Source organism: Curtobacterium sp. ME-Dv--P-122a, assembly GCF_030209645.1.
Taxonomy (GTDB): Bacteria; Actinomycetota; Actinomycetes; order Actinomycetales; family Microbacteriaceae; genus Curtobacterium; species Curtobacterium flaccumfaciens.
Genome location: NZ_JARVRO010000006.1, coordinates 725662 through 747216, shown reverse-complemented (window position 1 = coordinate 747216; position 21555 = coordinate 725662). Strand labels below are relative to the sequence as shown.

The following is a 21555-nucleotide window of genomic DNA, read 5'->3' as shown; positions in this document are numbered from 1 at the left end:
CGGCAATCCTACCGTCGGAGCGCGTCGGCTTCGGTGGCGACCGCTGCCTCGCGCTCCTCTTCCTGCTCGCGCTCCCAGGCGTCCTTCACGAACCGGTACCAGAGGAACACGGCGAAGCCGGCGAAGACGACCCACTCGATCGCGTAGAACAGGTTGAGCCAGTCGAACTGGACCTCGCGCGACGGTGCACGGTCGGCGATGGTACCGAGGTCGGCGGCCTTCGCGGTGGTGCCGTCGGCGACCACGTACCCGAGGTACATGCGGTCGTCGAAGGCCTGCCAGGTGTTCACGAACCGGGCGGGGGCGACGGCTGAGTACTCGCCCTTCTTGTAGGCGTCCTGGTCGGGCGACTCCGCCGGGTAGTACCGGCCCTGGATCGTGAGCGTCTGCCCGTCCGCAAGGCGCTCGCCCCCGGCGACGGCGGCCGACCGCTGGTCGGCCCACCCGATCACGACCGGGAGGCTCGCCCCACCGTCCGAGTCCACCAGGTGTCCGACGGTCTGGTACTTCCCACCCCCGGTGCGGCCGGTCAGGACGGTGGTGTCGTCGGCGACGAAGGTCCCGGTGACGGTGACCTTCTGCCCGGCGAGACTCTCGCTGACGGGGCGCTCGGGGGTGGTGACCGCCTCGAGCGTGCGGCGGGTCTCGGTGGTCGCCGGCAGGGGCTTGCCGTTGGCGATCGACCGCTCCAGCTGCCACTTGCCCAGCCCGGCGAACACCGCCGCCAGCACGAGCGCCAGCAGCAGCAGCGCGATCCACCTCGGTCGTCGGGCAACGGCCCACATCTGTATCAGTACTCCGGATCGCGCTGTCGGACCGGGCGCTCGGGGCGCTCGGCGGGGATCTCGACCGGCGACGTCACGGGTGCGGACGTCGGCTCGGACCCCTCATTGTCTCGCTCGTCCCTGCCAGCCGCCTCGACGAGCGCGAACTCCTCGGCGAACTGGCGGTCCCGCTCGGCCTTCCGCGCCGCGGCGGTGGCGTCCGCCTCGGCCTCGGCTGCTTCGGCGCTCTCGGCAGCGGCTGCGGCGGCGACGGCACGTCGACCGCCCATGCGTCCGCGCAGGCGGATGAGCCGGCCCGGGCGCACCACGAGGCGGCCGATCCGGTCCGAGTTCACCGCGAGCAGCGGCCCGAGGACGGCCATGCAGAGGACGTAGAGGCCCGCGAAGGCGGTGATCCGCGCCTCCAGCCCGGCGGCAGCCGACAGCGTCGCGAGGATCAGCGCGAACTCGCCACGGTTCACCAGGATGACGGCGGTGTTGATGCCCTGCTGGACGTTGAAGCCGTTCATCCGCGCGACGATCTGGCCGGCGACCGCGTTGAGCACGACCGTCATGCCGATCGCGCCGAGGACGGGCCAGAGCACCTCGCCGAAGGTCGACAGGTCGAGGCCGAGCCCGAAGTTGACGAAGAAGAACGCGGCGAAGACGTCGCGCATCGGCAGGGCGAGCTGTTCGATGCGGTCGCGGTACCGGGTCGCTCCGCAGAGCAGGCCGATGACGAAGGCACCGATGGCGTCGGTCACGCCGAGCAGATCGCCGATGCCACCGAACATGACCGCGAGTCCGAAGAACAGCACCGTGAACAGCTCGTCGTCACGGGTGGCGAAGATCTTCGAGACCCACTTGCCCGCGAAGCGCGCGAGCGTGAACATCACGATGAGGAACCCGAACGCGAGTGCCAGCTTGCCGACGACGGCCCAGACGTTGGTGTCGCCGGAGAGCACGACCGAGACGATCGCCAGGTAGACGGCGATGAAGACGTCCTCGATCACGGTGACGCCGAGGATCATCGGGGTCTCGTCGTTCGCCAGGCGCCGGAGCTCGATGAGGAGCTTCGTCACGATGGCGCTCGAGGACGTCGCCGTCATGCCCGCGATGATCAGGGCTTCGCGGGTGCCCCAGCCGAGCGAGAACCCGAAGGCGAACCCGACGCCCATGTTGATGACGACGTAGGTGCCGCCCGACACCAGGAGCTTGCCGGCGTTGCCGTAGAACTCCTCTTGGTCGAACTCGAGCCCGAGGTTGAACAGCAGCAGGATGAGCCCGAACGTCGCGATGAGCTCGATCGTGTGGGACTCGACGCTCAGCCCGAACCACGGGGTGTTCGGACTCGCGACGAGTCCGACCACCATGTAGATCGGGATGGCCGGCAGACCGATGGTCTTGCCGAGCCGGCCCAGGACGTAGGCGATGACGAAGAGCACACCGATGGTGAGCAGCTCACCACCCAGGTGCATGCGCTAGCTCTTCCGCGGGGCCTCGGCCGAGGCGGCCGCAAGCTCTCCGCTGCGGTAGAAGGAGAACGCCTTGGCGACCTTCTCGGGGGATCCGGCGACGACGATCGTGTCTCCGGGGAAGACGACGAAGTCCGACGAGGGCGCCGGGTTGGCGCTGTCGCCACGGACCACGGCGACGACGGTCAGGCCGATGAACCCCGAGTCGTGCAGGTCACCGAGGGGCTTGCCCGCGATGGCGTCGTCGTAGTCGACGGAGAACCAGTCGATGGACAGCCCGGGGATCTCGTCGAGCTTGTCGAGGCCCTCGGTGATCCGGGTGCCGCCGAGCAGTTCGGCGAGCGTGTGCGCTTCGTCTTCGCTGAGACGCAGCGAGACCTTCTCGGACTTGTCCGCGCCGTCGGAGACGTCGGCGAACGAGATGAGGTCGGAGTGCCCCGACCGGTGCGTGATGACACCGCACTTGCCACCGTCGTCGGTGTAGAAGCTGTGCAGCACGCCGACTCCGGGGAGTTTGACGCGATGGACGTCGACCATGATGGCTCCCTCTTCGAGTACCCCCATGCTAACCACCCGGTGACCCCGCGCATTCCTCCCGCTACTGTTCTGTGGATGGGGAGAACACGGATCGTCGTGGCCGTCGTCGGGGTGCTGGTCGTCGCGCTGTACGCAGCACTGCTGGCGGTGAACGCACTGGTGCTGGACCCGCTCGCCGCAGTCCCCGGTGCGACCCTGGCGGAGATCCACGCCGAGCTCTCGGAGCAGGGCTTCGCGGTCGGAGCGGACATCGCGACCGTCATCGGGATCGCCGTCGTCGGTGTCCTGTTCGCCGCGGGGCTGTCGGTGCTGCTGCTCATCACCCGGGCGAGGGCGCACGTCATCGCGGCAGTGCTGCTCGCCGTCGTCGTGATGGGGACGCCGATGTCGTTCGTGGCGGCGATCGCCCTCGGCATGGACGTCGCGGACGCCTACGGGGTCGGCGGCGGGGACCACACGATCTGGTCGGGCGTGCTGTACGTGACGAGCCTCGTCGCGCTGATCGGGATCCCGGTGGTGCTCGTGGTCGGCCAGGCGGCGCACGTGCGCCGCGCCGCCCTGCGGGCGCACGCCGCCTGACGGACGCACCACGGGCCTCCAGTCCGGTCTGCTGGCCTGGAGGCCCGCGGTGCGTCCGCGACGCGGCTCGCTACTCCGGCTCGCTCGTCTTCTCGCCGACGACCTGCTCGTCGGACGCCTTCGCGCCCTCGGCGCCGTCCGAACGACCGCCGCCCACGACCACGTCGTCCTCGTCGAAGCCGAACGCGATGTCCGGGGCTTCGAGCCGCACGCGGTCCGCGCTCTCGTCATCGGGCTGCAGCTGCGACTCCCGTTCGGCGGCGACGCGCTTCAGGTAGTTCGCGACCTCGTGCTCGGTCGTCTCCTGGTCCCAGCCGAGCACGTCCGCCATGAGCTTCGCGGCGACGGGCGCCGCTGACTCGCCGCGGTCCCACGCCTCGATGGAGATGCGGGTTCGGCGGGCGAGGACGTCCTCCAGGTGCAGGGCGCCCTCGTGCGAGGCGGCGTAGACGACCTCGGCGCCGATGTAGTCGTCGGCCCCCGGCAGCGGCTCGGCGAGTGCCGGGTCCTGCTCGACGAGCTGCAGCACCTCGGTCGCGAGGGTCCCGTAGCGGTTGAGCAGGTGCTCGATGCGGACCTTGTGCACGTTGAAGCTCCGCGCGGTGCGGGCGCGTCGGTTCCACGCGGCGGGGTATCCCTCGGCGCCGAGGAGCGGGATGTCCTCGGTCGTCGACTCCGGGATCCTGCCGTCCATGGCCGCGACGGCCTCGTCGATGGCGTCCTTGCCCATCACCCGGTAGGTGGTCCACTTGCCGCCGGCGACCACGACGAGCCCGGGCACGGTGTGCGCGACGACGTGCTCGCGGCTGAGCTGCGAGGTCTGGTCGGACTCCCCCGCCAGCAGCGGGCGGAGTCCGGCGTAGACGCCCTCGACGTCCTCGCGGGTGAGCGGGACGGCGAGCACCTTGTTGACGTGCTCGAGGATGTAGTCGATGTCCGCCGCGGTCGCTGCCGGGTGCGCCTTGTCGAGGTACCAGTCGGTGTCGGTCGTGCCGACGAGCCAGTGCCGGCCCCACGGGATGACGAAGAGGACGCTCTTCTCGGTGCGCAGGATCATGCCCGTGTTCGACTGGAACCGGTCACGGGGGATGACGAGGTGGACGCCCTTCGACGCCCGCACCTTGAACTGGCCGCGGGTGCCGATCATCGCCTGGGTGTCGTCGGTCCAGACACCGGTGGCGTTGACGACCTGCTTCGCGCGGATCTCGAACCGTTCGCCGGTCTGGATGTCGTGGGCCTGCGCGCCGACCACGCGCTCCCCGACCTTGATGAACCCCTCGATGCGGACGCGACTGGCTGCCTCGGCGCCGTAGGAGGCGGCGGTGCGCACGAGCGACGCGACGTAGCGGGCATCGTCGACCTGGGCGTCGTAGTAGGTCATGCCGCCGACGAAGGCGTCCTTCTTGAGCCCGGGCATGTTCCTGAGCACCTGCTTCCGGCTGAGGTGCCGGTGGTGCGGGACGCCGGGCGGACGGCCGCCGGACCAGCTGAACACGTCGTACATCGCCATGCCGATGCCGATGTAGAAGCGCTCCCAGACCCGGTGGTTGAGCGGGTAGAGGAAGCGCACGGGCTTCACCAGGTGCGGGGCGATGCGCTGGAGCAGCAGGCCGCGTTCGATGAGGGCCTCGCGGACGAGTGCGAAGTTGAGCTGCTCGAGGTAGCGGATGCCGCCGTGCACGAGCTTGGACGAACGGCTCGACGTCCCCGAGCCCCAGTCGCGGGCCTCGACGATGCCGACGCTCAGGCCGCGGGTCACGGCGTCGAGCGCACTGCCCGCACCGACGATCCCGCCGCCGACGACCAGGACGTCGAGCTCCTTGGTCTTCAGCGTCTCGATCGCGGCCGCACGTTCGTCCGGCCCGAGCTTCGCCGCGGGGTCGAACCCCACGCCGGGCGCGACGTCACGCGGACGTCCGGCCGTGCTGGTCTGCTTCGTCGTGCTGGACTTGGCCATCGTCGCCTCCGGGTCACGGTCGGCGCCGTGGCGTCACCCGGGGTCGTGCCCGGGTGCCACCGTCACTGGTGGTACGGCGCCACGACCACTTCTACTCGCTGGAACTCCTTGGCGTCGGAGTATCCCGTCGTCGCCATCGAGCGGCGGAGGGCACCGACCAGGTTCGCGCGGCCGTCGTGGGTCGGCGTCGGACCGTTCAGCACGTTCTCGAGCGGGGCGATCGTGCCCACCTCGACCCGGCGGCCGCGGGGCAGCTCGGGGTGGTGCGCCTCGGCCCCCCAGTGGTAGCCGCCACCCGGGGCCTCGGTCGCACGGGCCAGTGCGGTGCCGAGCATCACGGCGTCGGCGCCCACGGCGATGGCCTTGACGATGTCGCCCGCGGTGTCGAGCCCGCCGTCGGCGATGACGTGCACGTACCGGCCGCCCGACTCGTCGAGGTAGTCACGACGGGCACCGGCGACGTCCGCGACGGCGGTGGCCATCGGGGCGTGGATGCCGAGCGCGGCACGGGTGGTCGACGCTGCGCCGCCACCGAAGCCGACGAGCACACCGGCGGCACCGGTGCGCATGAGGTGCAGCGCCGACGTGTAGGTCGAGGCACCGCCCACGATCACCGGGACGTCGAGCTCGTAGATGAACTTCTTGAGGTTGAGGGGTTCCTCGGTCTGGGAGACGTGCTCGGCCGAGACCGTGGTGCCGCGGATGACGAACAGGTCGACACCGGCGTCGACGACCGTCTTCGAGAACTCCTGGGTGCGCTGCGGGCTGAGCGAACCGGCGACCGGCACTCCGGCTGCGCGGATCTCGGCCAGTCGTGCGGTGATCAGCTCGGCCTTGATCGGCTCGGAGTAGATCTCCTGCATGCGCTTCGTGACGTTGCCGTCGGTGAGCGACTTGATCTCGTCGTAGTACGGGGTCGGGTCCTCGTAGCGGGTCCACAGACCTTCGAGGTCGAGCACACCGAGGATGCCGAGCTTGCCCATCTGGATGACCGTCGCCGGCGAGGACACGGAGTCCATCGGCGCCGACAGGATCGGCGACGCGAACGTGAACGCGTCGATCGACCACTGCACGCTGACGTCGCGCGGGTCACGCGTCCGCCTGGAGGGGACCACTGCGATGTCGTCGAACGCGTACGCCCGACGTCCGCGCTTGCCTGCACCGATCTCGACTTCGCTCACTCGGACAGCCTACCGGGCGGGCTCTGCGGCGTGCACGGGCCGGACGGTGCGGGTGCCGGGCAACCTCGCACGGTGCGAGGCCTGCCGCCTACGGTGCGAGGTTCCGTGTTCGGTGCGAGGTCGCGAGGGTCGCACGACGTGCGGCACCTCGCACCACGCAGCCGTCAGCGCGGGTGGCGCGGGTGGCGCGGGTCCCGGCGGCGCTTCCGGAGCGCCCGCAGCACGAAGCCGAGCAGGAGCGCGAGCACCACGAGGACGACGAGCAGCACGGCCGCGACCTTGACGAGCAGCGCCGCCCCGACGAAGAGCGCGATGAACACGAGCCAGACGAGGGCGTCGAGCACGAGGGGTCCGGAGGTGCGCACCCGCGGAACGATACCGACCCGCGCGGGGCGAGCCGCGCCTCCTGGCCGGGTGCGACGGGCGACGCCGTCGTCAGCCGAAGACGCCGTCGTCAGCGCAGGACACCGCCACGCCGACGAGACGCCGCCGAATTCCGAGGCGTCTCGACGGGACCGCGGCGTCAACGGAACACGACGGCGTCATGCGACCACAGCCATGCGACCAGGGGCGAGCCGCGCCTCCTGGCCGGGTACAGGAGCGGGGCCGTGCGGCGCGAAGCGACCACGCACGGCCCCACCCGTCACGGATACCACCCCCACAGCGGTACCCGTAGCCGACGACAGCGCTAGCGCTGTGCGTCGACGTCCTTGGCGAGCGTCCCCAGGTAGAGCTCGATGACCTTGGGGTCGTCAGCGAGTTCCTTCCCGGTGCCCGAGTACGCGTTCTTCCCCTGGTCGAGCACGTACCCACGATCGCAGATCTGCAGACAGCGTCGCGCGTTCTGCTCCACCATGATGATCGACACACCGGCCTTGTTGATCCGGCGGGTCCGCAGGAACGTCTCGTCCTGGCGCACGGGGGACAGTCCGGCGCTCGGCTCGTCGAGCAGGAGCACCTTCGGGTCCATCATCAGCGCACGGGCCATCGCGACGGACTGCCGCTCACCACCCGAGAGCGATCCGGCCCGCTGGTTCCGCCGCTGCGCGAGGACCGGGAACAGGTCGTAGATGACCTCGAGCCGCTCGGCGAACTTCCGGGGCCGCAGGTACAGCCCCATCTGCAGGTTCTCCTCGATGGACAGCGAAGGGAACACGTTGTTCGTCTGCGGCACGAAGCCGACACCGGCCTGCACGAGCTTGTTCGCCTTGAGGTTCGTGATGTCGTCACCCTGCAGGGTGACCGATCCCTCGCGGATGGACACGAGCCCGAACAGCGCCTTGAGGAGCGTCGACTTGCCCGCACCGTTCGGCCCGATGATGCCGATGAGCTCGCCCGGGTAGCAGTCCAGGTCGCAGCCGTTCAGGATGTTCACGCCCGGCAGGTAGCCGGCGACGAGGTTCTTCGCGCTGAGCACCGGCTCGCGTTCCAGCGTGGCCGCCGGGGACGGACTGGAGGCACTGCTCGCGTTCGTGGGGTCCGTTGCGTCCGTCATCGGGTCGTCTCCTCTGCTGCGTCCTCTTCGGCGACTTCCTCCGCCAGTTCCTCGAAGGTCTCCTCGGTGAGGAGCGAGTCGTCACCCAGGTCGGTGTCGTGGTGCGCACCGAGGTAGGCGTCGATCACGGCCTGGTCGTCCATCACCGTGTCCGCCGGGCCCTCGGCCACGACCTTGCCCTCGGCCATCACGACCACCCAGTCCGAGATGTGCCGGACCATGTGCATGTCGTGCTCGACGAACAGCACGGTCATGCCGTCGTCGCGCAGGGACTGGATGTGCCCGAGGAGCGACTGGGTGAGCGCGGGGTTCACGCCGGCCATCGGCTCGTCGAGCATGATCATCGTCGGGTCGGACATCAGCGCCCGGGCCATCTCGAGCAGCTTGCGCTGCCCGCCGGACAGCGAGCCGGCGTAGTCGTCGGCCTTGGTGTCGAGCTTGAACCGGGCGAGGAGGTCCTCGGCCTTGGCCGTGATCTCGCGCTCCCGCTTCGCCCACACCGGCTTGACCAGTGCGGCGAAGAAGTTCTCGCCGGGCTGGTCGCGCGCACCGAGGAGCATGTTCTGCATCACGGTGAGCCGCGACAGCGCCTTGGTCAGCTGGAAGGTGCGGACCATGCCCTTGTTCGCGATGTGCGTCGCGCTCGTCTTCTGCAGCGTGGCGCCGTTGAACTGCGTCTTCGCTCCGGGGCTCGGCTTGTCGAACCCGGTGAGCAGGTTGAAGAACGTGGTCTTGCCGGCGCCGTTCGGGCCGATGAGGGCCGTGATGGAGCCGCGCTGGACCTCGAGGTGGTCGACGTCCACGGCGGTCATGCCCCCGAAGCGGCGGGTGACGTCGTCGACGGTGAGGATCGGGTCGGCCTTGGGGTGGCCGTAGGTCTCAGACACTGAACGTCAGCTCCTTCTTGTTGCCGAGCAACCCCTGTGGACGGAACACGATGAGCAGCATGAGCGCGACGCCGACGAGCACGTACGAGAACTGCTCGGCCTGCTGCGCGTTCATGATCGAGTCGGGGATGAAGTCGCCGGCCAGCGTGCGGATGAAGAGCCGGACGACGAAGAAGAGCACGGCTCCGAGCACCGGTCCGAACACCGTCGCCGCACCACCGAGGATGAGCGCCGTCCAGATGAAGAACGTCATCGAGCGGCCCATGGCGTCCGGTTGCACCGAACTCGGCAGCACGTAGATGATGCCCGCGATCGCACCGAGCGCCCCACCGAACACGAGCGCCTGCATCTTGTACGAGTAGACGTTCTTGCCGAGCGAGCGGACGGCGTCCTCGTCCTCGCGGATGGCCTTCACCACGCGGCCCCACGGGCTGCGCATGAGCAGGAAGAGCACCAGGGTGAACAGGGCGACCATGGCCCACGCCGCGATGCGGATCCACCAGCCGTTGACGCCGTTGTTCGCGTACGTGAACCACAGGATCGTGGTGGTCCCGTCGGGCAGCGGGCTGAGGGCGGTGAACGGGTCGCGGTAGCTCGACCCGGTGATGCCGTTCGAGCCGCCCGTGGTCGAGGTGAGCAGGCTCGAGCGGCCCACCATGCGGATGATCTCGGCGCCGGAGATCGTGACGATCGCCAGGTAGTCGCCGCGCAACCGCAGGGTCGGGATGCCGAGGATGATCGCGAACACGATCGCGACGAGCAGGGCGATGAGGACCGCCATCACGAACGGCAGCCCGTTGGTGATCGAGATCGCGAAGCCGTAGGCACCGAGCAGCAGGAACGCTGCCTGGCCCATGTTCACGAGGCCGGTGAGCCCGAAGTGCACGTTCAGGCCGATCGCGGCCAGCGCGAACGCCGCCGTGGTCGGGGCGAGTGCCTCCTGGGTGAGCGAGGACAGCAGGTTGAGGATGTAGTCCATGCGCGTGCTCCCTTAGCCGATCCGCTCGGCGCGGCCGAAGATGCCCTGCGGCCGGAACAGCAGGATGAGGATGAGGATGACGAGGGCGGTGGCGTACTTGAAGTCACCGGGGAGCACCAGGTTCGTGAGCTCCACGACGACGCCGATGATCATCGAGCCGACCAGGGCGCCGTACGCGGTGCCGAGGCCACCGAGCGTGACCGAGGCGAACATGAGCAGGAGCAGCTGGAGCCCGGTCTGCCAGTTCACGCCGTTCAGGACGAGTCCGAGCATCACACCGGAGAGCCCCGCGAGGCCGGCGGCGAGCGTCCACACGAAGCGGATCACCCGGTCGACGTCGATGCCGGAGGCCGCGGCGAGCGCCGGGTTGTCGGACACGGCCCGGGTCGCCCGGCCGAAGCGGGTCTTCGCCAGGAAGAGCCCGGTCGCGATCAGGACCACGAGCGCGATCCCCATGGCGACGTACGACTGCACCGTCAGGGTGACGCCGGCGAACCGCACGGTCTCCGGGTTGCCCTGCTGGATGCGGACCGTCGAGGCGCCGAAGAAGTACTGGAACGCGTACTGGGCGGCGATCGACAGACCGATCGTCACGATCATGAGCTGTGTGAGGCTGATGCGCCGTCGCCGGAGTGGGCGCCAGATCGCGGCGTCCTGCAGGTACCCGGTCGCGGCGCACAACAGCGTGACGACGATGCCGGTGACCCAGATGTTCCAGCCGAGCTGGTTGGCGAACACGTACGCCAGCAGACCGCCGAGGGTGACCTGCTCACCGTGCGAGAAGCTCGACAGCCCAGTCGTGCCGTAGATGAGCGAGAGCCCGATCGACGCCAGTGCGATGAGCAGCCCGAGCCGGAGACCCGAGGCGAACTGCTGCCAGGCCCGCTGGATGCTCACGCCCGACGAGTCCGTCGAGGTCGTGGCGCCCTTCTGGTCGGACAGCTGGAAGATCTGCCCGACGTTGGCGTTCAGGGTGGCCTGCACCTTGCGGTCGGCGTCGGCGGCGTTCGTCAGGTACTGACCCTTCGGCAGGGTGCCCTGGTCGACGCTCACCGTGTACTCGCCGGCCGTGTCGACGCTGACGGACCAGCGGCCGTCGCCGTTGGTCGTGGCCGTCTGGTCGAAGCCGCTCGGGCCGGTCACGTCGACGTCGACGCCCTCGGCCGGTTCACGCTCGGAGTCGGTGATCGTGCCCTGGATGCACCCGTTGTCGGGGCTGACGGTGCACGCCTGGCTGGTGGCCGGTGCCGAGGTGGCACTGAAGGCCGGCAGGGTGACCGCCCAGTCGATCAGGAAGGTCGCCAGGAACGCGGCGACGAGCACGGCCGCGAGGACCGGTCGTCGTCGTGCGTGGCGGAGGCGGAACAGGCGCGGCTGCGCCCGTCCCGGAGGAGTGATGGATCCCACGGAAGAGCCTCTCGTTCGGATGACGAGGAACCTATGGGGATTTTGTGACACCCGTGTTTCCAACACGTTCCCTGTGTGATTCGTACCCGAACTGTGACGTTGTGGAGGAATGCTCCGAGGCGGGCGCGATCCGTGCCTCCAGGCGGAATGCGGCGACAGCCGCTCGCGTTACCATGTCCTATCCGGAACCCGTCGTCGTGTTCCCGGTGTCTCGACACTTCACTCGCCCACGAAGGGGACCCATGGACCAGCCGGATCCGTTCGGATTCATCGGACTCACGTACGACGACGTCATGCTGCTGCCCGGGCACACCGACGTCATCCCGAGCGAGGCGTCCACGGCGTCCCGGCTCACCAAGCGGATCTCCGTCAACGTCCCGCTGCTCTCCGCCGCGATGGACACCGTCACCGAAGCCCGCATGGCCATCGCCATGGCGCGCCAGGGCGGCATCGGGATCCTGCACCGCAACCTGTCCATCGAGGACCAGGCTGCCTACGTCGACAAGGTCAAGCGCTCCGAGTCGGGCATGATCACCAACCCGGTGACCACCACCCCGGACGCCACCGTGGCCGAGGTCGACGCGCTCTGCGGCCAGTTCCGCGTCTCCGGCCTGCCGGTCGTCGAGCAGGACGGCACCCTCGTCGGCATCATCACGAACCGCGACATGCGCTTCGTGGCCACGTTCGAGCAGGCCACCACGTACGTGCGCGACGTCATGACGAAGGCCCCGCTGATCACCGCGATGGAGGGCATCGACCCCGAAGAGGCGATCGCCATCTTCGCGCAGCACAAGATCGAGAAGCTGCCGCTGGTCGACGCCGACGGCAAGCTCCGCGGCCTCATCACCGTCAAGGACTTCGACAAGAGCGAGCAGTACCCGGACGCCACGAAGGACGACGAGGGCCGGCTCCGCGTCGGTGCCGCGATCGGGTTCTTCGGCGATGCCTGGCAGCGTGCCGAGGCCCTGCGTGACGCCGGCGTCGACGTGCTCGTCGTCGACACCGCCAACGGCGAGAGCGAAGGCGTGCTCGACATGGTCCGCCGTCTCAAGGCCGACCCGACGTTCGACGCGATCGACGTCATCGGCGGCAACGTCGCCACCCGCGCGGGCGCCCAGGCGCTCATCGACGCCGGTGTGGACGCCGTCAAGGTCGGTGTCGGCCCGGGCTCCATCTGCACCACGCGCGTCGTCGCCGGTGTGGGTGTGCCGCAGGTGACCGCCGTGTACGAGGCCTCCCTCGCCGCACGCGAAGCCGGTGTGCCGATCATCGCCGATGGTGGCCTGCAGTACTCGGGCGACATCGCGAAGGCCCTGGTGGCCGGTGCCGACACCGTCATGCTCGGCTCGCTGCTGGCCGGCACCGACGAGTCCCCCGGTGACCTGGTGTTCGTGGGTGGCAAGCAGTTCAAGGCCTACCGCGGCATGGGGTCCCTCGGGGCCCTGCAGACCCGTGGCAAGAAGACCTCGTACTCGAAGGACCGCTACTTCCAGGCGGACGTGCCGAACGACGACAAGCTCATCCCCGAGGGCATCGAGGGCCAGGTGCCCTACCGCGGCTCGGTCGGCAACGTCGTCTACCAGCTCACCGGTGGGCTGCGGCAGTCGATGTTCTACGTCGGCGGTCGCACGATCCCCGAGCTGAAGGCCCGTGGCAAGTTCGTCCGCATCACGGCGGCGGGGCTCAAGGAGTCCCACCCGCACGACGTCCAGATGGTCGTCGAAGCGCCGAACTACCGCAGCTAGCAGCATTGCTCGACCAGACGCCCCCGCTCCGGACGGAGCGGGGGCGTCTGGCGTTCGTACGCGGACGCGTCAGGCCGAACGCCAGTCGTCCGACGTGATGTGCGAGCCACCGTGCGGGCCCATCTGCAGCATCCCGCCGTCCACCGGCAGGGACACCCCGGTGATGTAGGACGACGCACGCGAGGCCAGGAACGCCACGGCGGCCGCGATCTCCCACGCGTTGCCCGGACGGCCGAGCGGGACACCGGGGCGGTCGATGGTGTGCGGGTCCTCGTCCTCGGCGCCGGTCATCCGGGTGGCGATCTCGCCGGGGGCGACGGCGTTCACGGTGATGCCGTGTTCGGCGAGCTCGATCGCCATGGTCTTCAGCAGGCCGCCGAGCCCGTGCTTCGCGGCGTCGTAGGCACTCGATCCGTAGCGGGGCTGGTGTTCGTGCACGCTCGTGATGCCGATGATCCGGCCGCCGGTGCCCGCCTGCACCATGTGCTTCGCGGCGGCCTGCATCGTGACGAAGGCGCCGTCGAGGTCGGTCGACACCGTGTGGCGCCACTGGTCGAGGGTCATCTCGAGGAACGGGGCGTTGTCGCCGGTGCCGGCGTCGGCCACGAAGACGTCGACGCCGCCCAGCTGCGAGACGAGGCGGTCGACGACGGCGGCCGCCCCGGCGAGGTCGGAGACGTCGATCTGCTCGACGAAGGCCCGACGGCCGGTCTTCCGGACCTCCTCCGCGGTCTCCTCGGCACGGTCCGGTTCGGACAGGTAGGTGATGCCGATGTCCATGCCGGCTTCGGCGAGTGCGACGGCGGTCGCACGGCCGATCCCGGATTCGGAACCGGTGACGATGGCTGTGGTGGGCTGGAAGTCGCTCATGCGGCGGAACGTACGCCGGGCCTCCCGGGCGCCTTGCCGGACCATCCGCCTGGCGCAGGTCGGGTCGTCACGCCGGCACCGTCGTTCCTGCACCGATCCCTGTCCCTGCGCACAGGAACGTCACGGCTCGGTAACGAAACACCTTTGCGTACCGCCCCGTCACACGGGCGAAACACATGGACCCTACGTTTCTCGACATCCAGTGGAGGCGTCGCATTCACCCGAAGCGGCACAGCCTCCGCGCAGAGAAAGGGCTCCACGGATGATCAGAACCACCCGTGCCACCGCGGCACTGGCGTTGGCGGGCGCAGCAGCCGTCCTCCTCGCCGCGTGTTCCACCACCGGCAGTGCTTCCCCCTCGAGCTCGGCGTCGAGCGATGCGAAGAAGGATCCCGCCGCCAGCTGCAAGGCCCCGGACACCCCCGGTACGGACGCGCTGAAGATCGGCACGATCCTGCCCCTGACCGGTTCGCTGGCCTACCTCAACCCGCCGGCGGAGTCCGGTGTCGGCCTGGCCGTCAAGGACATCAACGCCGCGGGCGGCGTCCTCGACAAGGACGTCACGATCGACCCGGCGACCGACTCCGGCGACAGCAACGACATGACCGTGTCGAGCTCCGCCGCGACGAAGCTCGTCAACGCGAAGGTGCCGGTCGCGATCGGCGCCGAGTCCTCGTCCGTCACGCTGAACGTCATCGACCAGCTGACGAGCAACTGCATCGTCGAGATCTCGCCCGCGAACACCGCGACCGACCTCTCCGGCTACTCGTCGTACTACTACCGGACCGCACCGCCGGACTCGGTGCAGGGTTCCGCGCTCGGTCAGCTCGTGACCGGTGACGGCAACGCGAAGGTCGCCTTCCTGGTCTTCAACGACACGTACGGCACCGGCCTCCGCAACTCGGTGCAGGCTGCGGTCGAGGCGTCGGGTGGCCAGGTCGTCTACGGCGGCAAGGGTGAGGGCCAGGAGTTCCCGCCCGGCCAGACCACGTTCTCGTCCGAGGTGACCGCGGCCCTGGCCGCGAAGCCCGACGCGATCGTCGTCCTCGCCTTCGACGAGACGAAGTCGATCATCCCGGAGCTCGTGTCGCAGGGCAACGAGGCGAAGATCTACATGTCCGACGGCAACACGGCGGACTACTCGAAGGACTTCGACAAGGGCACCCTGACGGGCGCCCAGGGCACCATCCCCGGTGCCTCGCCGAAGGACGACTTCAAGAAGCAGCTCGCTGCGTTCTACAAGGACTCGTCGGGCAAGACGCTCGCCGACTACTCGTACGCGGCGGAGTCCTACGACGCCACCGTCCTCGCCGCCCTCGCCGCGGTGAAGGGCAAGGGCACCGACTCCGGCACGATCCAGGCCAACATGGCTGCGGTGTCGGGTGCTGACGGCGGCACCGAGTGCGCGACGTTCAAGGAGTGCAAGACGCTCCTGGACGACGGCAAGGACATCCACTACACCGGCCCGTCCGGCATCGGTCCGTTCGACGAGAACAACGACCCGTCGGCCGCCTACATCGGCATCTACAAGTTCGACGGCGACAACAAGCCGGTCTACCAGAGCGCCATCCAGGGTGCGGTGAAGAAGTAGGGCGCAGCCCAGCACCGCTCGCGAAAGCGACAGTCCCCCACGGAACTTCCGTGGGGGCCTGTCGCTTTCGCGTCGGTGGCGGGGACGCCCGGCAGGGTCCGTCGCCGCAGCAGGACGGACCGACGGACGGCCTGGAGGCCCGTGGTGCGTCCGTCAGACCGGCTCGGCCTGGGTGGGTGCGAGCGCCCGGCGACGGGACGCCCGCGCGGCGGCGAACGAGTCCGCCGTCAGCACCACGAGCGCGAGCCACACGATGCCGAAGCCGAACCAGCGCCCGGCCGACATCTCCTCGTGCTGCACGAGCACCCCGACGAGCAGCTGCATCACGGGCGCCAGGTACTGGGTCAGCCCGAGCGTCGACAGGCTCACCCGGCGTGCCGACGACGCGAAGAGCAGCAGCGGCACCGCGGTCGCCGGCCCGGTCAGCACGGTGATGACCGCGTGCCCCCAGCCCTCGCTCGTGAACGTCACGCCGCCACCGAGCCCGGTCACGCCGAGCACGATGAGCGCCACGACCGCGATCGGCAGCAGCAGCACGGTCTCGATCGTCAGGCCGCTCAGGGCGTCCACGGTGCCGCCGACCCGCTTCTTCACCAGGCCGTACAGCCCGAACGAGAACGCCAGGGCGAGCGAGATCCACGGCATCTGCCCGTAGCCGATCGCGATGACGACGACCGCCACGACGCTCAGCCCGACGGCTGCCCACTGCGCCGGACGCAGGCGTTCGCGCAGGACCACGACGCCGAGCGCGATCGTGACGAGCGGGTTGATGAAGTAGCCGAGCGCGGCCTCGACGGTGTGGCCGGTGGTCGTCGCGAGGACGTAGACGGTCCAGTTGACCAGGATCAGGACGGCGGCGAGCCCCATCACGAGCATCACACGGCGCTGGGCCATCAGGGTGCGGGTGCGGAGCCACGACCGGGTCACCGCGATCGCCACCGCGCAGAACACCAGGCCGAAGACGATCCGCCACGACACGATCTCGAACGCCGCCGCGGGGGCCATGGCCGCGAAGAGCAGCGGCATCAGCCCCCAGAGCCCGTAGGCCACGATGGCCTGCACCACGCCGACGGATGCCTCGCTGCGGACGGGTCGCGCCGGACTCGGTTCACTCACGGAACCATCCTAGGAACGACGGCCGACGCGTGGGACGCGCACCGGGCCTCCAGGCGGGGTGAACGGGCTGATCAGGACCGGCGCACCCGGGTGACCGGCCCCGGACGCACGAACGCCCCGTCGGCCCGAAGGCCGGACGGGGCGTACGTGGTGAGTACTCGACTCAGTGAACGATGACCGCGAGGACATCGCGGGCCGACAGGACCAGCAGGTCCTCGCCCGAGTACTTGACCTCGGTTCCGCCGTACTTGGAGTAGATGACCTTGTCACCCACGGCGACGTCGAGCGGGACGCGGTTGCCGTTGTCGTCGATGCGACCCGGACCCACGGCGACGACCTCGCCCTCCTGGGGCTTCTCCTTCGCGGTGTCGGGGATGACCAGACCGGAAGCGGTGGTCTGCTCCGCCTCGACCTGGCGGATGACGATGCGATCCTCGAGCGGCTTGATGCTGACGGCCACGGTGACCTCTTCTTTCTCGGTACGGACTCGGTACAGATGAAAACCGGGTTGGCACTTCGCACAGGAGAGTGCCAACGCCAACTCTAGGGGGCCTCTGGCACTCGGTCAATCCGAGTGCCAGCACATCCGGAGAACACGCAGCACCTGCGAGGATCGACGCATGGACGCCGCCGAACTCACCGCACTGCTGACCCCCGACGGGATGGCCCTGCTCGACCGTACCCCGGGTGTCTCCGACGGCGGCGAGATCGTCCGTGTGGTGTCCCGGCTGCGCGCCGAGGGGCACGATCCCCGACTGGTCGCCGCGGTGCTGACCCAGGCGAAGCTGCGGCTGAAGGCCCGTGGCAAGTTCGGTGACTTCGCCTCCCGCATGCTCTTCACCGAGGCCGGGCTCGAGCAGGCCACCCGGCTGCAGGTCGCGGCCCAGCACGCCGGACGCTTCGCGGCGGCCGGGCTGACCCGGGTCGCCGACCTCGGCTGCGGCATCGGCGGGGACGCCATGGCGATGGCCGCGCTCGACCTCGACGTCACCGCCGTCGACCGCGACGAGGTGACGGCGGCCGTCGCGACCCACAACCTGGCGGTCTGGCCGAACGCACGGGTGGAACTCGGTGATGCCGCGTCCTTCGACCTGTCCTCGGTGGACGGCGTGTGGATGGACCCCGCACGCCGCACCTCCGGCCACTCGGACACCCGCCGGCTCGCCGACCCGGACGACTGGTCGCCCTCGCTCGACACCGTGTTCGCCGCGGCGACGACGACGCCGACCGGTGTGAAGCTCGGACCGGGCATCGACCGCGACCTGATCCCGGACACCGCCGAGGCGCAGTGGACCTCCGTCGACCGCGAGGTCGTCGAGCTCGCCCTGTGGTTCGGGCCCCTCGCCCGCCCCGGGATCCGCCGCGCTGCGACCGTCATCGGCGCACACGGCATCGCCGAGATGACCGGAGCGGCCGACGCCGACGACGCCGAGGTCGGACCGCTCGGCGCCTACCTGTACGAGCCCGACGGAGCCGTGATCCGCGCACGGCTGATCGGCGACCTAGCACGAGACCTCGACGGGCACATGCTGTCCGAGGGCATCGCCTACGTCACGTCCGACCGCGCCGTCACGACCCCCTTCGCGCAGGGTTTCCGGGTGCTCGACACGATGCCGCTCGACGTCAAGCGACTGGCCGCGCGGCTCGCCGCCGACGGCATCGGCACCGTCGAGATCAAGAAGCGCGGCGTCGACGTCGACCCGGCGCAGTTCCGCAAGCGGCTGCGGTTGCGCGGTTCGGGTCGCGTCACGCTCGTGCTCACCCGCCTGGAGGGACGCCACACGGCGATCCTGTGCAAGCGGCTCTCCGACACGGTCGGCTGACGGCCGGGGGCCGCGTGCGGTGCTGCGCGCGCGTCGGCGTCGGCGTCAGCGTCAGTTGACGAAGGCGCCGGAGTTCGAGCTGTAGTCGGAGTAGTCGGAGTAGTCCGACGCGTTCGCGATCGAGATCCACACCAGGGCGACGATCAGGATGAACAGGCCCGTCAGGATCCAGCCACCGATGATGCCGGCGAGCGCCAGGCCGCGGCCACCCTCGCCGGTCTGCTTGATCTTGCCGAGGGCGATGTGGCCCATGATCGCGCCGGCCGGGCTCGTCAGGATGATGATCGGCCAGATGATGATGCCGCCGAACGCGAAGACGATCGACAGGATCGACAGGACGTTCGTCTTCGGTCGCTGCGCGTAGGGCTGGTACGTGTACGGGTTCGACGCGTAGGGCTGCGGCTGCGCGTACGGGTTCTGCTGCTGGCCGTACGGGTTCTGCGGGGCGCCGTACGCATGCTGCTGCTGCGGGGCCGCGTACGGGTTCTGCTGCTGCGGAGCCGCGTACGGGTTCGACGAGGCCTGCGGTGCCGCGTAGGGGTTCTGCTGCTGGCTGTGCGGGTTCGACTGCTGCTGCGGCTGACCGTACGGGTTCTGCTGCTGCTGCGGGACGCCGTACGGGTTCTGCTGCTGCGGGGCCGCGTACGGGTCCTGCTGCTGGCCGTACGGGTTCTGGGGCGCTTCCGGGGCCGACGGCGCCTGCGGTGCGTCAGGGGCCTGCGGGGCGTCCGGGGCGGGCGTGCCGTCGGGCTGTCCGTTCGCCGGGCCGTTCGGCGTCTCGCCCGGCTTCGGCCACTCGTTCTGATCGGACACCGTCCACCCCTCTCGGGCGTCCGGTCTCTCCGACGCCCGTGTGAATCCTCCCACAGGCTCCCGAAGAAGGACCGGGGCCGAACTGGTCAGACCTGGTCAGACCTGGACGGTCGTCACCGGCAGGGTCGAGTCCGCCGCGATGCCGAGGTCGCTCGGCGCGTGCCCCTCGGCCACGAGTCGGGCACCGACGGCGGCGATCATCGCGCCGTTGTCGGTGCACAGGTCGAACGGCGGGATCCGGAGCCGCACGCCAGCGGCCGCGCAGCGCTCCTCGGCGACCTGTCGCAGTCGGGCGTTCGCGACGACCCCACCGCCGAGCAGCAGCCGGTCGACCCCGGTGTCGCGGCACGCGTTCAGGGCCTTGGTCAGCAGGACGTCGACGACGGCCTCGCGGAAGCTCGCGGCGACGTCGGCCACCGGCACCTCGCGGCCCTCGTCGCGGCAGCGCTCGACCCACCGTGCGACGGCGGTCTTGAGCCCCGAGAACGAGAAGTCGTACCGGTGCGCGGCCATGTCCTTCGGCAGCGTCAGTCCGCGGGGGAACCGGATCGCCGTCGGGTCGCCCTCGGCCGCAGCCCGGTCGATCTGCGGGCCGCCGGGGTAGGGCAGTCCGAGCAGCCGCGCGACCTTGTCGAACGCCTCGCCCGCCGCGTCGTCGATCGTCTCGCCGAGCAGTTCGACGTCGCCGACCAGGTCCCGCACCAGCAGCAGCGACGTGTGACCGCCGGAGACCAGCAGCGCGATCGTCGGCAGCTCGATCTCGCTGCCGTCCTCGCGAAGCACGTCGGCCCCGACGTGCCCGACCAGGTGGTTCACGCCGTACAGGGGCTTCCCCGTGGCCACGGCGAGCGCCTTCGCGGCTCCCACCCCGACCATGAGCGCCCCCGCCAGGCCCGGCCCGGCGGTCACCGCGACGGCGTCGAGTTCGTCGAGGGTGACGCCGGCACGCTCGAGCGCCTCGTGCAGCGTCGGGGTCATCGCCTCCAGGTGGGCCCGTGCGGCGACCTCGGGCACGACCCCGCCGTAGCGCGCGTGCTCGTCCATGCTCGAGGCGATCACGTTCGCCAGCAGGGTGCTCCCCCGCACGATGCCGACGCCGGTCTCGTCGCAGCTCGTCTCGATGCCGAGCACCAGTGGTTCAGTCGCGCTCACCGAGGGCCTCCTGTCCGATGGGTCCGACGCCCGACGACCGCTCGGCGTCCGGGCCGGGCAGCTCTGCCCGCATCACCCACGCGTCGACGCCGTCCGGTTGGTAGTAGCGCGGTCGGGTCGCGATGTGCTCGAACCCGAACGCCGTGTACATCGCCTGCGCCACGGGGTTGTCCGCGCGCACCTCGAGGAACACCTCGCGCACACCGCGGCGCCGGGCCTCGTCGAGCAGCTCCGTGAACAGGACCCGCCCGAGCCCCTTGCCGCGCTGGTCCGCGGCGACGGCGATGGTCTGCACGTCGGCCACCGGGTTGCCCGCGAGCGACGAGAGGCCGGCGTACCCAACGACCAGCGGCGCGGACGTGTCGTCGGCCGTCTCGATCACGACGTAGTACCCGTGCGGTGAGTACAGCTCACCGGACATCTGCGACGCCGACCAGGCGTCCGTCGGGAACGAGACGTGCTCGAGCCACATGATGTCGTCGAGGTCCTGCGGGTGTGCTCGCCGCAGGCGGAGCCCGTCCGGCAGGGTCACTGCTTCACCCGCTTGGGCGCACCCGGCACCGTGACGTCGGGGTCGCGCAGGTACAGGGGCGTGTCCTGGTCGAACGCCGCACCGGACGCGAGCCGGTCCGCGGCGAGCGAGCCGAGCCTCCAGGCCGGGATGGACGCGACCGTCACGCGGTCCCAGCCCACCGCTGCGGGCCGGGAGTCGCGGATCGCGTCGTCGAGATCGGCGGGCTTGGCGAGTCCGGGGCCGGCCACGCGGACGCCGTCGGCATCGTAGGCGCTCCAGTAGACCTCGCGGCGGCGTGCGTCCGTGAGGACGACGAACGGTCCGGCGGTGCCCGAGTCGCGCTGGTCGAGGGCCACCGCGTCGTGGCTGACGATGGGCAGGACGGGGACGCCGCGGGCCGCGGCGAAGGTGCGGGCGGCGGCGATGCCGACGCGCAGGCCGGTGAAGGGGCCCGGGCCCATGCCGGCGACGACCCCGGTGACGTCGGAGCCGGTGATGCCGGCCTCGGCGAGGGTCTCGGCGAGGAACGGGCCGATCACCTCGGCGTGCCGGCGGCTGTCCTCGGTGTCGCGGGTCGCGAGGGCCTGGCCGGTGGCCGGGTCGACGACGGCGACGGAGGTCCCGGCGGAGGTGTCGATCGCGAGCAGCACCCGTCCATCGTAGGCGGGGC

At 70.0% G+C, this 21555-nt stretch carries 21 protein-coding genes; 4 read left to right on the top strand and 17 right to left on the bottom strand.

Annotated elements, in window-relative coordinates; all coding sequences use genetic code 11:
• Positions 1-8: 8 nt before the first annotated feature.
• From QRN49_RS08585 to QRN49_RS08575, 3 genes are read right to left on the bottom strand one after another with little or no spacing between them, the layout of a single operon-like run.
• On the bottom strand, positions 9-785 hold the full coding sequence (locus tag QRN49_RS08585; protein ID WP_284755132.1) for an SURF1 family cytochrome oxidase biogenesis protein: 777 nt from the start codon (positions 783-785) through the stop codon (positions 9-11).
• 5 nt (positions 786-790) lie between these two features.
• Complete coding sequence (locus QRN49_RS08580) at positions 791-2242, bottom strand: cation:proton antiporter (protein WP_284755131.1); 1452 nt, start codon at positions 2240-2242, stop codon at positions 791-793.
• Positions 2243-2245: 3 nt separating this feature from the next.
• Entirely contained in the window at positions 2246-2776 is a 531-nt protein-coding gene (locus QRN49_RS08575) for a cation:proton antiporter regulatory subunit (protein WP_017885470.1), read from the bottom strand.
• 75 nt (positions 2777-2851) lie between these two features.
• Here QRN49_RS08575 and QRN49_RS08570 point away from each other — a divergent pair, with 75 nt between their 5' ends.
• Positions 2852-3355: a hypothetical protein gene (locus tag QRN49_RS08570; RefSeq protein ID WP_259514662.1), complete on the top strand. Its 504-nt coding sequence runs from the start codon at positions 2852-2854 to the stop codon at positions 3353-3355.
• Positions 3356-3425: 70 nt separating this feature from the next.
• On the opposite strand, the gene QRN49_RS08565 is transcribed toward QRN49_RS08570, so the two are convergent.
• The 7 genes from QRN49_RS08565 to QRN49_RS08535 all read right to left on the bottom strand — a co-directional run bounded on the left by QRN49_RS08565 (position 3426) and on the right by QRN49_RS08535 (position 11177).
• Positions 3426-5312 (bottom strand): glycerol-3-phosphate dehydrogenase/oxidase, encoded by a 1887-nt coding sequence (locus QRN49_RS08565; RefSeq protein ID WP_071245430.1) that lies wholly within the window; start codon positions 5310-5312, stop codon positions 3426-3428.
• A 62-nt stretch (positions 5313-5374) separates the two neighbouring features.
• Complete coding sequence (locus QRN49_RS08560; RefSeq protein WP_027466694.1) at positions 5375-6493, bottom strand: GuaB3 family IMP dehydrogenase-related protein; 1119 nt, start codon at positions 6491-6493, stop codon at positions 5375-5377.
• A 164-nt stretch (positions 6494-6657) separates the two neighbouring features.
• Entirely contained in the window at positions 6658-6858 is a 201-nt protein-coding gene (locus QRN49_RS08555) for a hypothetical protein (protein WP_284755130.1), read from the bottom strand.
• A 323-nt stretch (positions 6859-7181) separates the two neighbouring features.
• Positions 7182-7988 carry an ABC transporter ATP-binding protein gene (locus QRN49_RS08550; RefSeq protein ID WP_027466696.1) on the bottom strand — a complete coding sequence of 269 codons (807 nt, stop codon included), beginning with the start codon at positions 7986-7988 and terminating at the stop codon, positions 7182-7184.
• Positions 7985-8875, bottom strand: a complete 891-nt coding sequence (locus QRN49_RS08545; RefSeq protein ID WP_027466697.1) for an ABC transporter ATP-binding protein — start codon at positions 8873-8875, stop codon at positions 7985-7987. The genes QRN49_RS08550 and QRN49_RS08545 overlap by 4 nt, the downstream gene beginning before the upstream one ends.
• Positions 8868-9854, bottom strand: coding sequence for a branched-chain amino acid ABC transporter permease (locus QRN49_RS08540; RefSeq protein ID WP_027466698.1), 987 nt, complete (start codon positions 9852-9854; stop codon positions 8868-8870). The genes QRN49_RS08545 and QRN49_RS08540 overlap by 8 nt, the downstream gene beginning before the upstream one ends.
• Positions 9855-9866: 12 nt before the next feature.
• Positions 9867-11177 carry a branched-chain amino acid ABC transporter permease gene (locus QRN49_RS08535; protein ID WP_111023304.1) on the bottom strand — a complete coding sequence of 437 codons (1311 nt, stop codon included), beginning with the start codon at positions 11175-11177 and terminating at the stop codon, positions 9867-9869.
• Between the two features lie 326 nt (positions 11178-11503).
• On the opposite strand from QRN49_RS08535, the gene guaB reads away from it, so the two are divergent.
• Positions 11504-13006, top strand: coding sequence for an IMP dehydrogenase (guaB, locus tag QRN49_RS08530; RefSeq protein WP_071404638.1), 1503 nt, complete (start codon positions 11504-11506; stop codon positions 13004-13006).
• Between the two features lie 69 nt (positions 13007-13075).
• On the opposite strand, the gene QRN49_RS08525 is transcribed toward guaB, so the two are convergent.
• On the bottom strand, positions 13076-13876 hold the full coding sequence (locus tag QRN49_RS08525) for an SDR family oxidoreductase (protein ID WP_284755129.1): 801 nt from the start codon (positions 13874-13876) through the stop codon (positions 13076-13078).
• Between the two features lie 262 nt (positions 13877-14138).
• On the opposite strand from QRN49_RS08525, the gene QRN49_RS08520 reads away from it, so the two are divergent.
• Positions 14139-15467, top strand: coding sequence for an ABC transporter substrate-binding protein (locus tag QRN49_RS08520; RefSeq protein ID WP_071404636.1), 1329 nt, complete (start codon positions 14139-14141; stop codon positions 15465-15467).
• A gap of 153 nt (positions 15468-15620) precedes the next feature.
• Here the strand turns inward: QRN49_RS08520 and rarD are convergent, their stop codons facing one another.
• The gene (rarD, locus tag QRN49_RS08515; protein WP_284755128.1) at positions 15621-16583 is read right to left on the bottom strand and encodes an EamA family transporter RarD; all 963 of its coding nucleotides are present in this window, start codon (positions 16581-16583) and stop codon (positions 15621-15623) included.
• A gap of 163 nt (positions 16584-16746) precedes the next feature.
• Positions 16747-17043, bottom strand: a complete 297-nt coding sequence (groES, locus tag QRN49_RS08510) for a co-chaperone GroES (protein WP_017885484.1) — start codon at positions 17041-17043, stop codon at positions 16747-16749.
• Between the two features lie 160 nt (positions 17044-17203).
• Here groES and QRN49_RS08505 point away from each other — a divergent pair, with 160 nt between their 5' ends.
• Positions 17204-18406 (top strand): class I SAM-dependent methyltransferase, encoded by a 1203-nt coding sequence (locus QRN49_RS08505; RefSeq protein ID WP_284755127.1) that lies wholly within the window; start codon positions 17204-17206, stop codon positions 18404-18406.
• A gap of 51 nt (positions 18407-18457) precedes the next feature.
• On the opposite strand, the gene QRN49_RS08500 is transcribed toward QRN49_RS08505, so the two are convergent.
• From QRN49_RS08500 to tsaB, 4 genes are all read right to left on the bottom strand, one after another.
• Positions 18458-19219: a DUF4190 domain-containing protein gene (locus tag QRN49_RS08500; RefSeq protein ID WP_284755126.1), complete on the bottom strand. Its 762-nt coding sequence runs from the start codon at positions 19217-19219 to the stop codon at positions 18458-18460.
• 96 nt (positions 19220-19315) lie between these two features.
• Positions 19316-20371, bottom strand: coding sequence for a tRNA (adenosine(37)-N6)-threonylcarbamoyltransferase complex transferase subunit TsaD (tsaD, locus tag QRN49_RS08495; RefSeq protein WP_111023300.1), 1056 nt, complete (start codon positions 20369-20371; stop codon positions 19316-19318).
• Positions 20358-20903, bottom strand: coding sequence for a ribosomal protein S18-alanine N-acetyltransferase (rimI, locus tag QRN49_RS08490; protein ID WP_111023299.1), 546 nt, complete (start codon positions 20901-20903; stop codon positions 20358-20360). Before rimI ends, tsaD begins: the two co-directional genes overlap by 14 nt.
• On the bottom strand, positions 20900-21535 hold the full coding sequence (gene tsaB / locus QRN49_RS08485) for a tRNA (adenosine(37)-N6)-threonylcarbamoyltransferase complex dimerization subunit type 1 TsaB (RefSeq protein ID WP_284755125.1): 636 nt from the start codon (positions 21533-21535) through the stop codon (positions 20900-20902). Before tsaB ends, rimI begins: the two co-directional genes overlap by 4 nt.
• Positions 21536-21555: the final 20 nt, after the last annotated feature.